At 69.3% G+C, this 12857-nt stretch carries 10 protein-coding genes; 2 read left to right on the top strand and 8 right to left on the bottom strand.

From position 1 onward, the window contains the following. Together VFR64_20700 and VFR64_20695 are read right to left on the bottom strand one after the other, a co-directional pair. Window positions 1–938: MFS transporter (locus VFR64_20700; protein ID HET9492158.1), on the bottom strand; the 938-nt coding region annotated here is incomplete at its 3' end. 25 nt (window positions 939–963) lie between these two features. Continuing rightward, a complete protein-coding gene (locus tag VFR64_20695) occupies window positions 964–1989 on the bottom strand; it encodes an LLM class flavin-dependent oxidoreductase (GenBank protein HET9492157.1) in 1026 nt (341 codons plus the stop codon). A gap of 107 nt (window positions 1990–2096) precedes the next feature. Here VFR64_20695 and VFR64_20690 point away from each other — a divergent pair, with 107 nt between their 5' ends. After that, window positions 2097–3014: an alpha/beta fold hydrolase gene (locus tag VFR64_20690; protein ID HET9492156.1), complete on the top strand. Its 918-nt coding sequence runs from the start codon at window positions 2097–2099 to the stop codon at window positions 3012–3014. A 13-nt stretch (window positions 3015–3027) separates the two neighbouring features. Further along, window positions 3028–4041, top strand: coding sequence for an extracellular solute-binding protein (locus VFR64_20685; protein ID HET9492155.1), 1014 nt, complete (start codon window positions 3028–3030; stop codon window positions 4039–4041). On the opposite strand, the gene VFR64_20680 is transcribed toward VFR64_20685, so the two are convergent. The 6 genes from VFR64_20680 to VFR64_20655 all read right to left on the bottom strand — a co-directional run. Further along, window positions 4022–6727, bottom strand: coding sequence for a fused MFS/spermidine synthase (locus VFR64_20680; GenBank protein ID HET9492154.1), 2706 nt, complete (start codon window positions 6725–6727; stop codon window positions 4022–4024). The two genes, VFR64_20685 and VFR64_20680, sit on opposite strands and share 20 nt — an antisense overlap. 96 nt (window positions 6728–6823) lie before the next feature. Then, entirely contained in the window at window positions 6824–8812 is a 1989-nt protein-coding gene (locus tag VFR64_20675; GenBank protein ID HET9492153.1) for an ATPase, T2SS/T4P/T4SS family, read from the bottom strand. Between the two features lie 247 nt (window positions 8813–9059). Further along, window positions 9060–10268, bottom strand: coding sequence for an acyl-CoA dehydrogenase family protein (locus VFR64_20670; GenBank protein HET9492152.1), 1209 nt, complete (start codon window positions 10266–10268; stop codon window positions 9060–9062). Continuing rightward, window positions 10265–10738: a VOC family protein gene (locus tag VFR64_20665; protein ID HET9492151.1), complete on the bottom strand. Its 474-nt coding sequence runs from the start codon at window positions 10736–10738 to the stop codon at window positions 10265–10267. Before VFR64_20665 ends, VFR64_20670 begins: the two co-directional genes overlap by 4 nt. A 110-nt stretch (window positions 10739–10848) precedes the next feature. Continuing rightward, on the bottom strand, window positions 10849–11835 hold the full coding sequence (locus VFR64_20660; protein ID HET9492150.1) for an ABC transporter substrate-binding protein: 987 nt from the start codon (window positions 11833–11835) through the stop codon (window positions 10849–10851). 50 nt (window positions 11836–11885) lie between these two features. Continuing rightward, window positions 11886–12857, bottom strand: a 972-nt coding sequence (locus tag VFR64_20655) for a hypothetical protein (protein HET9492149.1), incomplete at its 5' end; no start/stop codon positions are given.

Genomic DNA, 12857 nt, shown 5'->3' with positions numbered 1-12857 from the left:
ACGGCCCAGGCCGCCGCGTACATGATGGCGGCCCGCGCGCTCGGCCGGAGCACGTCGACGCTCTCCAGCAGCACGGCGCCCAGCACGGCGCCCACGGCGTTGGCGGTCAGCAGCACGCTGTAGCCGATGCCGGCCTCGTCGGCGCCGAGGTCGTGGGCGTACTCCGGCATCTGGGCCTGAAAGGCGTTGCCCACGAAGAACGAGGTGGCGCCGCCCAGCATGATCATCGTCATGATCCGCCGATCCGCGCTCGCCTCGCGCAGCACCTGCAGCCACGCGGCCAGGCCGCCGTGCCGCCCGGGTGTCCGCGGCTCGGCCCGCCCGGAGTGGCCGGTGTAGGGGATACGCAGCAGCAGGATCGTCAAGGGCAGGTACATCAGCACATTGGCGAGCAATCCCCCGGCCGCCCCCAGCGCCAGCATGAACCCGGCGCCCACGGCCGGGCCCAGCAGGAGGGCGAGGTGCCGGCTACTGGCGTTCAGGCGGACCGCGCTGTGCAGATGCCCGGCGCCCACCATGTCGTGGATGATGAGTTGCGACGCCGTTCCTCCCGCCACCCCGGCGAAGCCGTGCACGAGCAGGATGACGACCGCGTGCCAGATCTGGAGCGTGTCGGTGAGGATGAGCAGCCCCCAGGCCAGCGTGGCCATCAGGTAGAGGGCCTGGGACACGTGGATGAGCTTGCGGCAGTCGTAGCGGTCGGCCAGCGCCCCCGTGAACGCGGAGAAGAGCAGGAAGGGCACCCAGTGACTGACCACGGCGAAGCCGGCCAGCGTGGGCGAGTGGAACTTCTGGAAGATGACCCAGTAGCTGATGACGTGCTCGATGGTGTCGCCGGTCATGGCCAGCAGCGTGGCCACGAAGTAGCGGCGGTAGTCGGGCACGTGCAGCGCGGCGAAGCGGAGCGCCGGGACCGAGCGGGTCACAGCGCGCCGCATCAGAGCCTCCGCGGTGCCGTCGACGTCAGCTCAGGCGTGGGATCACGCGCTCGGCGAAGCGGCGCATGGAGCCGAGCACCCGCTCATGAGGGATGAGGCCGCCGACGTTCATCCAGACAGACAGCGCCGAGTAGCCGAGGTCCTCTCGCAGCTCCTGCAGTCGCGCGGCGACGGCTTCGGCCGTGCCGTAGACCACCAGCTCCTGCTGGACCTCGTCGTAGGTCAAGCGGCCCAGTCGCGCCGCGTCCGCCTCCCGCTCGACCCCGCCCCGGGCCAGCTGATCGGCGATGGTCCGGAAGAAGTGCATCGTGCTCGCCTCGGGTTCGGCGCGGGCTCGGGCTTCGGTGTCGGCCACGTAGACGGGCACGATCAACGTCACCTGGCCTCGACCGGAATGGCCGGCCTCGCGCCAGCCCGCATGGTAGTTGCCGATGGACCGCTTGAGGTCACTCACCGATGTGCTGCGGACGGCGAGGAAGATCGGGAGCCCCATACGGCCGACCAGCGCGTACGTCTCGTGCGTCGTGGCGGCCACGCGCAAAGGCGGGTGCGGCTTTTGGAGGGGCTTGGGTACGATGCACACGTCGCGAAACTGGAAGTACTTGCCCTCGTAGGTGAACCGCTCTTCGGTCCAGGCCTTGATCATGACGTCGAGCGTCTCCTGGAACCGTTCGCGACTCTCGCGATAGGGGATGTTGAAGCCGCGATAGTGGTCGGGGAGCCCGCTGCGGCCCACGCCCAGGTCCAGCCGCCCCTTGCTGAGATGGTCGACGGTGGCCACGTCCTCGGCCAGGCGAAGCGGGTGACTGAGCGGCAGGACCTGCACGGCGATGCCGATCTTCACCCGCCGGGTCCGCTGGGCGATGGCGGTCGCCACTACGAGCGGCGAGGCCAGGAGCGAGCGGCCCTTCTGGAAATGGATCTCGGCCAGCCAGACGGCATGGAAGCCCAGCGCTTCCGCCGTTGTCATCTCCTCCAGGGACTCATCGAAGCCCTGGGCCTCGTTCATCCCGGGAGGACACTGGAACTCCGTGAAGAGCCCGATCTCCATGCTAGGCGCCGGCCCCGGCCACGGCGGCGATCGTAGCACACCGCGTGCGTTGTCCCGGCCAGTCGGGTACTGTATGGGGCAACTCCGCGAGCGAGAGGACGTCGCCCATGACCGCCGAAGCCGCCATCACCGGTCGCGAGCACTGGACGCACAAAGGCTCCATCAAGCTGTTCCTGTGGGAGAAAGCGGCTGGCGCATCGCCCGGCCCCCGGGGCACGCTCCTGTTGGTCCACGGGTCGTCCATGGCCTCGCAGCCCACCTTTGATTTGAGAATTCCCGGACGGCCCGACGCCTCGGCCATGGACCACTTCGCGCGGCTGGGCTACGACACGTGGTGCGTGGATATGGAGGGCTACGGCCGGTCCGACAAGCACCGGGACATCAACGCCGACATCGCCACCGGGGCCGACGACGTGGAAGCCGCCGCCGACTACATCGCCAAAACCCGGGGGGTGGAGGCGCTCCACGTCTACGGCATCTCGTCGGGCGCCCTGCGCGCGGCCCTCTTCGCCCAGCGCCGGCCCGAGCGGGTGCGACGCCTGGCCCTCGACGCGTTCGTGTGGACGGGCAAGGGAAGTCCCACGCTGGCCGAGCGCCGCCAGCGGCTGCCTGAGTTCCAGGCGCGGAACCGGCGCCCCATCGACCGGGCGTTCGTGCGCAGTATCTTCACCCGCGACCATCCGGGGACGGCCGACGACGAGGTGGTCGAGGCCTTTGCCGACGCCATCCTGGCTCTCGATGACTCGGTGCCCACCGGCACCTACGTGGACATGTGCGCGAACCTGCCCGTGGTCGATCCCGCGCGGATCACCGTGCCCACGCTCATCATGCGCGGGCAGCACGATGGCATCGCCAGCGTCGAGGACCTGCTGGAGTTCTTCGCGCGGCTGCCCAACCCCGACAAGCAGTTCGCCGTGATGCCGGGCATCGCCCACGCCAGCTTCCATCAGAAGAACTTTCGGATCGCCTATCACATCCTGCACAGCTTCCTCAGCCAGCCGGCGCCGCGCTACCAGGGCGCCTGAGAGAGAGGACCGCGTGAACTGGATCGGCCTTGTCGCCTTCGTGGTGGCCGTCGCAGTGGCCGCACCCGCGGCGGCTCAGACCTTCGCGCCGGACACCGTGGACCTGGCCGCGGCCAGGAAGGAGGGCGCCGTCACCTGGTACACGTCGACGCCCGTGGCCACGGCCCAGAAGATCGCCAACCTCTTCCAGGACGCGACCGGTATCAAGGTCGAGCTCTTCCGCTCCGGCGGCTCGGCCGTGTTGCGGCGCTTCCTGCAGGAGATCGATGCCCGGCGCGTCGTCGCCGACGTGATGACCATCTCCGATCCCGCCGCGGCCAGCGCGCTGATCAAGCGCGGCCTCCTCGTGTCCTTCCGCCCCCGCAACTTCGACAAGATCAGGGACGAGGTGAAGGATCCCCAGGGCTACCACATCGCCCAGCGGCTCAACCTGGTCGGCATCATCGCTCGCGGTGACAAGAACGTGGAGCTGCCGCGGAACTGGACGGACCTGACCGACCCCAGATACAAGCGGCTGATGGTGATGCCCGATCCGTCCTACACGGCCATCCAGCTCATGGTGGTGGGCACGCTCTCGCAGAAATACGGCTGGGACTTCTACCACAAGCTCCGGGCCAATGACATCATGATCGTGCAGAGCCACCAGCAGGTCTCCGACACGCTGACGCGCGGCGAGCGCGTGATCGCTGCCGAAGGCGCCGACCAGTACGCGTGGAAGGATCGCAAGGCAGGACACAAGATCCAGACCATCTGGCCGACCGACGGCGCTTTTGCCATCGCCGCGCCCACGGCCATCATCAAGGGCAGCTCCCATCCCAATGCCGCCAAGGCTTTGGCCGAGTTCATGATCAGCGACACCGTGCAGAAGCTGTTTCCCAGCGAGGGGATCTACGCGGCCCGGTCGGACGTGGAGCCGCCGCCCGGCAATCCCCCGCTCGGGCAGCTGAAGCTGATGACCGTGGACTACGGCTACATCGAGAAGGAGTCGAAGAACCTCAAGAACCGGTTCAACGAGATCTTCCAGTGACCTCCGCCGCCTGACCGGCGTCTCCGACCAGCTGGCCCAGGGCCCGGCGGGCCTGGACCTGCTGCGGATCGATCGCCAGCGCGTGCCGGTAGGCGGCTTCGGCCTCGGCCCGGCGGCCGACCTCCCGGTAACGGTGACCTAGCTCCACCCACAGGGGCGCCTGCCCCGGCGCCATCTGGACGCTGCGCTCCATGTACTCGATGCCGAGGGGCACCCGCCCCTGCGACGCGTAGGCAAATCCCAGCAGGGAGGTGGCCTCGGCGTCCATCTGGCGCCCGGCGTCGAAGCCTTCGATGGGGGGAAAGGACGCCCGGCGCAGTCCCCCGAGGAGGCTCTCGAGCTGCGCGGTCGTGTCCACGTACAGCGAGCGCGGGGTGACGAACTCCAGGGTCGGGAGCTCGTCGGTGTGCCGGCCGGACACCGACGCCACGAGGCGCGCAACGCCGTCGCGGTCGGTCACGAAGGCCCCGAACAGCGCGGCGGGATGCCAGACACCGATCGACTGGAGGTCCTCGCGCACACCGGGGGTCCCGTTCCAGCGCTCGACCAGCCGCCCGTACACCCAGGGGGCGGCCTCGATCGAGCCGACCAGGATCACGTCGCCTATGCCGGAGCTCCAGATCTCGGTGTACGGGAAGACGGCGTGGAAGGTCGCGACGAGCAGCCGGAACTCCGGCGGGGCCAGGCTGGCCGTGTGCAGCCACTGGACCATGACGCCCCCGGAGGTCAGCCGCGCCCGGACGGTCTCGTAAAACTCTTGGGTGAAGAGCGATCCAACGCCGGCGACCCAGATATCGGAGGCGTCGGAGATCACGACGTCGTAACGATCCGAGGCGGCGAGCAGCCGGTTGCGGCCGTCGCCCAGGAAGATGCGCACGCGCGGATCGTGAAGGATCCCCCGATTCTGCGGCTGGAAGAAGCGGGCGGCCTCGAGAGCGGCCGGCTCCAGCTCGAGAATGTCGATCCGTCGCACCGGATGGCGGGCGACCGTGGCTGCGGTCACGCCGGTTCCCAGGCCCAGCACGAACACGTCGCGCGGCCGGGGGTGCAGCAGCATCGGCACGTGTCCCAGCATGATCTGGTTGGCCATGTCGCGGGGGTAGGTCGAGGCGTCGGTCTTCCCATTGGAGCGATACACGAGGTGGCCGCCGGCCCGGTCGACGGAAATCGTGGTGTTGATCCCGTCCCGATAGTAGAGCAGCTCCAGCCCGGCGACGCCTCTGGCCAGGCCATCGGCGGTGGCGAACATCGGCGCGAAGAAGCCGGTCCCGATGGCGAAGATCTCATGCGGCCAGGGCGGCAGCGTGACCAGGATGGCGAGCGCGGCTACGGCCGGCGTGAGCGAGGGCCAGCGCCACCGCCAGGGCAGCGTCGCCAGAAGGACGCTCCCACCCGCGATCAGGTTGGCCATCACGCCGACGACGATCGTCGTCCGGAGTCCGGCCTCCGGGATGAGGACGAACCCGGCCAGCGAGGCCCCCAGAACGGTTCCCACGGTGTTGGCGCCGTAGGCGGTCCCGATCGTCCGGCCCACGCGCGCCAGCGGGCCTGCCAGGCTGCCCACCACGGCCGGAAAGGTCGCGCCCATCAACAAGGCGGGCAGGAACGCGATGAGCGCGGCCAGCACGAAGTGCGAGAGGATCTGCCATCCAAACGCCCCTCGAAGCACCGGGAAAAAGCGCATGAGCAGGAACGGCAACTCGGGCGCGATGAGCAGCGAGGCGGCACCGCCCACCCCGATGAGCAGCTCCAGCACGCCGAACGCCGCCAGATGACCGGCCGGCGCGAGGCGGAGCCGGCCGTACAGGGCGCTGCCCAGCCCCAGGCCGGCCAGCACGACAACGACCAGGGTGCCGAACGCGTACACCGAGGAGCCCATGACCAGCCCGAGCAGACGCGTCCAGGCGATCTCGTATCCGATGCCGGCCATCCCCGACAGCCCGAATCCGGCGAGCAACAATGCGAGAGGGTAGCCGGCCAGCCCCCGTTCCGTGCTCTCTGGCCCGGCCGGAGTGCGAAGCGGCGCGGCGTCAGCGCCCGATTGCCAGGAATGAAGCCACAGCGCAACGGCGCCGACCATCAAGTTGACTGCCGCCGCCAGGGCCACGGCGACCCTCAGCCCGATCGTGGGAAGCAGAGCGTAGGTCGCCAGGCCGGCGCCCAGAGCCGCTCCGAGCGTGTTCCAGCCGTAGAGGGTTCCCACGCCCCCGGTCGCATCCCCCCGGCCGGCGACGCCGCGCGCGAGCAGCGGCACGGTGCCGCCCATGAGCGTCGCCGGAGGCAAGATGGCCAGCGTGCTGAGGATGAACTGCAAGCCTACGTACAACCCGGGCCAGCGCTCCAGCCCGGAGTAGGCGGTCAAGTAGAGCTCTTCCACACCGTGGAATACCCAGGGGATGGCGAGCGCGTAGAGCCCGATCCCGACTTCCACCAGTCCGTAGATGGCGAGCGCGCGCGTGGCGTGGCGGTCGGCCGCCCGGCCCAGTGCCCACGCGCCGAGCGCCAGGCCTCCGAGGAACACCACCAGGATCGTGCTGGTGGCCAGCGTGGCGCTTCCGAAGACCAGCACCAGGCGCCGCATCCACACGATCTGATAGACGAGCGAGACGGCCCCGGAGGCCAGGGCCAGGACGAGCAGGAGCCGGCGTGGCGTCGGAGGTGCGGGTCGCGCTCGGTCGGACATCATTTCCAGACAAGCACGGGGCGGTCGCACGTCCTGCAGGAAATCGAACGTCTCGCACCTAAGCGGTTGGATTTGTTGCGCTTGCCCGCGCCGACGCGGCTAGAGCTTCACCGATCGCAACCCGCGCAGGGTCGTGTGGGGCAGCGCCCGGATCAGCTCCTCGAGGCTCGTCTGGCCCCGGCGCAGCTTCTCGGCGGCGTCCTCGGCGAGGAATCGCGTCGTCCGCCGGGCGTTCGCGCGGATCTCCTCGATGGGCGCGCCGCGGTTAATCAGGACGATATCGCCATCGGTGGGAGTCCACAGCTCGGCCAGCACCAGCCGCCCCCGGTACCCGGTGAAGTGGCATTCGCGGCAGCCGCGACCGCGATACCAGCACACGTCGTCGGGCGGCGCCTCGAACAACTGGGCGAGCAGCTCGGGCGACGGCGTGTAGGGCTCCTTGCACTCCGCGCAGATCCGGCGCACCAGCCGCTGGGCCAGCACCCCCAGCAGCGAGGGCGCGATGAGGGTCGAGTCGACGCCGAGATCCGTCAGCCGCGTCAGGGCGGCGATGGCGTCGTTCGTATGCAGCGTGCTGAGGACGAGGTGGCCGGTCTGAGCGGCCTGGAACGCGAGCTCGGCGGTCTCGCTGTCGCGGATCTCCCCGATCATGATCACATCCGGGTCGTGGCGCAGGAACGCCCCCAGATACTTGGCGAAGGTGTTGCCGAGGCGCTCGTTCACCTCGTGCTGGCTGAAGCCGTCGCACACGTACTCGATCGGGTTCTCGGCCGTGAGGATCTTGATGCCGGGTCGGTACAGGCTCTTGAGCGCGGCGAACAGCGTCGTGCTCTTGCCCGAGCCGGTCGGGCCCGTCACCAGGATGATGCCCGTCGGCGAGCGCAGGAGCTGGCGCAGCCCGACGGTGACGGGCTCGGCCAGGCCCAGCGCCTCCACCGAGTGCGGCAGGCCCCGGGGGTCGAGGATGCGGATGGTCGCGTTCTCGCCGTAGTACCCGGGAATGACCGAGATGCGGAAGTCGATGTTGGCCGCCTGGCCGTCTCGCTCCATCCGGGCTCGGAAGCTGCCGTCCTGGGGCCGGCGCTTCTCGGCGATGTCGAGCTTGCTCAGGATCTTCAGCCGCGACAGGATCTTGCTCCGGTCCAGATCGATCTGCTCCTCCAGGGAGCCCAGGGGCAGCTCCTGCAGCACCCCGTCGATCCGGAAACGGATCTGCAGCCGGCGGTCCACCTGCTCGAGGTGAATGTCCGAAGCCCCGTGGTTGATGGCCATTCGCAAGAGCGTCCGGAGCGCCACGTTGGCGCTTTCGAAGCCGCTCTGGCCCTCGAAGGCTTCCGTCCATTCTCGGCGTGGGGACAGCTCGCTGGAGAGCTGACCGATGTCCTCCAGGGAGGCCACGTGCGGCTCGTCCACGATGGGCACGGGCTCGCTCCAGCCGCCGGCGGCCGGGGTCCGCCCCTCGTACAGCATCTCCAGGGCCCGCCGGATGTCGCTGCTGGTGCAGGTGACCACCTCGATCTCGCAGCCCGTCCCCGAGCGCAGGTCGTCGATGATCCCCGTCTGGGTCGGATCGTCCATGGCCACGACCAGGGTCGAGCCCACCCGGGTCAGCGGCACCACGAGGTGCTTCACGGCGAAGCGAGGGTTGATCAGCACCTTGAGCCGCAAGTCCAGGGGAATGTCGTTCAGGTCGAAGAACTCGATGTTGAGCTGCATGGAGAGTGCGCGCCGTATCTGCTGCTCGCTGGCATGTCCGAGACGGACGAGCATCTCCCCCAGGGGTAGCCCGGCGCCCTTCTGCTCGGCCAGAGCCAGCGCGAGCTGCTCGGCGCTGATGCACCGGGAGTTGAGCAGGATCTGGCCCAGGCGGGACCGGCGCCGGTGGAGCTGCGCGATCACCTTGAGCTGCCTTCGTGTGATGACCCGGCGCGCGACGAGCAGGTGCCCCAGGGGCACGTAGGTCTCGAGTCGGGCCTGCAGGCCGAGCGCCTCCTGGAGCTGCTCCGGGGTGATGATTCTCTCGGCGACCAGCAGCTCGCCGATCTTCGCTTCGCGGACACCGTTCTTGGCCTCGCGGAGAGTTGTCACAGGCCGTGTCCTCCGGCGGCCATCACGGGCAAGAAGGAGGCCAGAGCTCAGCCGGGCGGCGTCGCGGCGCCTCGTCGCGGTCGGGTGCTTCTTAACTGTGCCCCGTCGTGGCCATGCTGCATCCGGCCGCCTGGTGGGTCGGGATCCCACGGCCGGGGCGCCGACCAGGAGGCCCCCCGGGCCTGGTCAGATTCTCCCGGGAGAGCACCGGGCGACTACCTTTCGCCCCGAAGGATGGCTCAGAGGATCAAAGCGTCGGCGAGGCGAACTCGCCGCCGAGGGCGACCAGACCCCAGGGCGCGCCCTGGGCATCCCAGCTGAAGCCGATGTGGGCGGCCAGGGCGTGCTGGTCCCGGAAGAGCCGCTGGATGGGATAGCGGTCGTAGAGGCCGTTGGCTCCGGCCAGGGCGTGCAGCGCGTCGACGCTCTCGGTGCAAAGCCCCATTGCGTAGGCCACGTTGCGCTTGAAACGCAGCTTCTCCTCCACGGTGGGCGCACGGTTGTCCCCGGCGATCCGCTCGGCCTGCTGGCAGTCGGCCCGGATGATGAGTCGCGCCGCGTCGACCTTCGCGCCGGCCCCGGCTACGCGAAGCTGCACGGCCTGAAAGTCCCGCATTCGCATGGCCGTGTAGCTCGTGCTCCGCTCCTTGATCGCCTCCAGGGTGAGCTCCAGCGCGGCCTGGGCGTTGCCCACGCCGGCCGCGGCCAGACAGTGCGAGCCGAGGGCGGACAGCGGCACGCGGTACAGCGGGTTCGGATTGAGCCGGGCGCCTGGGAACTCACTGCCGCCCCGGGCCAGATACATGCACAGCGCCCGGTGCTCGGGAACGAAGACGTCGGTGGCCCGCACCGACTTGGAGCCCGTGCCCCGCATCCCCAGCACGTGCCAGTCGTCGACGATCTCGTAGTCGCTCCTCGGCACCAGGCACATCCGGTGATCGACGACCCGATCGCCGTCGCGAACCGTGACCGCCAGCATGTTCCAGTCGCAGGCATCGACGCCGCTCGAGAAGTTCCACAGCCCGCTGATGACGAGGCCCCCATCCACCCGACGGCCGCGTCCCTGGGGATAGGCGATGCCCGAGGCGATCAGGGCATCCGGGTTCTTGCCCCACACCTCGTCCTGGGCGCGCTCGTCGTAGAGCGCGAGCATCCAGTGGTGGACGCCGAGATTGGCGACGTTCCAGCCCGTCGAGGCGCAGCCGCGCGCGATCTCGGCCGGGATGTCGAACAGCGAGACGAACTCGAGCTCCATGCCGCCCCAGCGGCGGGGTTGATGAAACCTGAGCAGCCCGGTGCGATGCAGGTCGTCGAGGGTCTCGGCCGGCATTTCCCGGGCATGCTCGGCCCCGTCGGCCCGCCGGCGCAGGAGCGGGACCAGGTCCCGGGCCCGGCGCATGGCCTCGTCGTAGCGCACGCCGCTGAAGTCGCGGGCGGCGTTGCCCGCCGGGGTCATCGCGGCGTGCCGGCGACCTGGGGCATCTTCGAGTACTCCTCTCCGCCCCAGTCCTTGACGTCCTTGAGGCCGAAGAAGTTCAGCTCGATGGTGAGGCCGTTCGGGTCCTTGATGAAGATCTGGTAGAGGTCGAATTCGGGGAGCGACCGTGGCTGGTAGTCGATCCTGCGCTCCCGCAAGCGCCGGACGAAGGCGGCGGGCTCGGTGGCCACGAAGGCGATGTGGTCCACGACGCCGGCGTGGTCGGTGGCCGCGTTCTTCGGCGTGCCCAGATAGTAGAGGTCGGCGTTGTCGATGCCGTCCTGTCCCATGTGCACCTGGATCTTGCCGTTCACCCCCAGCCAGTAGCCCGGAAAGGGGAAGGGCGGCCGGGGCATGACCGAGAAGCCCAGCACGTCGCAGTAGAACTCCTTGGTCTTCTCGAGATCGTTCGCCCGGACGAAGTAGTGATTGAGCTCGGTGACCGGCATTGGGCCCTCCTCCGCGTCGGATCGCCTCGGAGCCGATGGTACGCGAAACCGTGGGCGGCGCAAAAGGGGCCCCGCCGGCGTGGCCGGCGGGGCACGAGCTGGAGGGCTGGCTACTGGATGAGCTCGTCCGCGCGGGCCAGGATCGATGCCGGCATCGTGAGGTTCAGGGCGCGTGCGGTCTTGAGGTTCACGATCAGCGTGAACTTGCTCGGCTCTTCGATCGGCAAATCCATGGGCCGGGCGCCCCGGAGGATCCGGTCGACGAAGTACGCCGATCGCCGATGAACCTCGAAGAGGTCGGCGCCATAGCACATCAGGCCGCCGGCCTGGGTGTACGTGTGGAGCCAATAGACGGCGGGGAGCCGGTGCTTGACGGCCGAGGCCACGACCTGTTTAGTGTTCGGCTCCAGGACGAACGGATCTGATCGAACCACGAGCCCGCTGCCCGCCGTGCCGGCCAGCCTGGCGAGCGCGTCGTCGAGCTCGGCGATCGTCGCGATGTCCACGCGGTGAAGCTGGACACCCAGGCTTCTAGCGGCAGCATCCACGGCCCGTTGTCCTCTGGACGGCATGGGGAACCCCCGGCTCCCGAGCACAATCACGCGAGACAATTGCGGGACGACCTCCTTCAGGAGCTGCAGTTGCTTGACCGGTAGCTCCTGGTTCAGGAGCGTCAGTCCCGTGATGTTTCCGCCAGGTTTCGCGAGGCTGGCCACCAGGCCGAGCTGCACGGGGTCATGGCCGGCGGCCGACATGACGATCGGGATGGTCGTGGTGGCCCGCTTCATCGCGCGGATGGCTGGCGTGGCTCGCGCCACGATCACGTCCAGGCCCGCTCCGGCCAGTGTCCGCGCCAGCTCATCGAGCCGCTCCTGCCGGCCGTCCGCGTAGCGATAGTCGAGGCGGATCGTCCGGCCAGGGATCCAGCGTAATTCGTTGAGCCCTTGCTCGAACGCTTGTCGTCCCATCCTGGCGGCGGTGGTTGCCTCGGGACCGACCGACAGCACTCCCACCGCCGGCATGCGTGCGGGCGTCTGGGCGGCGACCGGCAGCCCGGCGGCCACGGCGAGCGCCAGGGCCGCCGCGACGATCAGCACGGGACACGCCCAGTGTGCTGCGGCTCGCCCGGACGGTTCGCGCCGGTGGATCAGGTGCGCTCCAGGATGTGCAGGCCGCGGTGGCGGTCGATGAGGTAGAGCAGGCCGCGGCCGTCGAAGCACACGTCGTTGCTGCACGCGCGATCGGCCCCCGGGGCTGGGTCCGGCACGAACGCGGCGATCTCCCGCGGGATCCTGGGATGGGCGATGTCCACGATCCTCAGGCCGTGGGCGAACCAGGCCACCGGGATCTCCGTGCCCCGCACCTCTTCGCACGGTTGATGGCAGCCGGTGAAGTCGGGCTGCGGCGCGCCGTCGAGCCCGTCGACCTGGAAGCTGGCGAAGGGCACCGGCCGCGTCTCGTCGGTGATGTCCACGATCCAGAGAAAGGCCGGCACCCCGGCGCCGCTGCGCAGGACGTCCTCGTCGGCCACCAGCATGATCCGGCGCCCCATGAGGGGAAAGGGAATGGGTAGCGCGGTGTGGGTGGGGCAGGAAAAGGGCGGGCTCCAGTCCAGGCCCGCCACGAAGCGGGGCTTGCCCATGTCCTCGATGTCGAGGATGACGAAGCCCCCGTGCCAGTAGGAGACGTAGAGCCGGTTGCCGAGGCGGATCGGGTGATGGCAGCGATGGGCCCGCCCCTCCCAGGTCGGGGTCTCGCCGCCGGCGATCCACTGGCCGGGCATCCACCAGCGGCCGACCTCCTGCGGCCGGGCCGGGTCCTTCAGATCCAGGGTCATCGCGATGTTGCCCCGGTAGCCCGCAAGCTCGGGCGAGAAGTACGCATAGCGGCCGTCGAAGGTGAACCGGTGAACGCCCTGGCACTCCCAGAAGGCGATCTCGCGGGGCCGGTCGGGATGGCTCACGTCCCAGATGCCGAGGCCACCGCGAAAGCCGGGCCCGGGCTGGGTCCGCGGCGGAGCCTCCCGGTTCACCAGCATCACGCCGTCGACGACACGCACCTTGTGGGAGTGCACGTCGGCGGGGATGGTGAGCTCGGCCAGCTTGCGGGGGCGGGCGGG

Source organism: Candidatus Methylomirabilota bacterium (assembly GCA_035709005.1).
Lineage (GTDB): Bacteria > Methylomirabilota > Methylomirabilia > Rokubacteriales > CSP1-6 > 40CM-4-69-5.
The sequence above is the reverse complement of the archived record's forward strand: the minus strand, read 5'-3'. Positions and strand labels throughout refer to the sequence as shown.

What these genes read in the sequence shown, in the direction of transcription:
- VFR64_20695 (HET9492157.1), bottom strand. Translation starts at nt 1,989, where the DNA reads ATGGAGATCGGGCTCTTCACGGAGTTCCAGTGTCCTCCCGGGATGAAC.
- VFR64_20690 (HET9492156.1), top strand. Translation starts at nt 2,097, where the DNA reads ATGACCGCCGAAGCCGCCATCACCGGTCGCGAGCACTGGACGCACAAA.
- VFR64_20680 (HET9492154.1), bottom strand. Translation starts at nt 6,727, where the DNA reads ATGATGTCCGACCGAGCGCGACCCGCACCTCCGACGCCACGCCGGCTC.
- VFR64_20670 (HET9492152.1), bottom strand. Translation starts at nt 10,268, where the DNA reads ATGACCCCGGCGGGCAACGCCGCCCGCGACTTCAGCGGCGTGCGCTAC.
- VFR64_20665 (HET9492151.1), bottom strand. Translation starts at nt 10,738, where the DNA reads ATGCCGGTCACCGAGCTCAATCACTACTTCGTCCGGGCGAACGATCTC.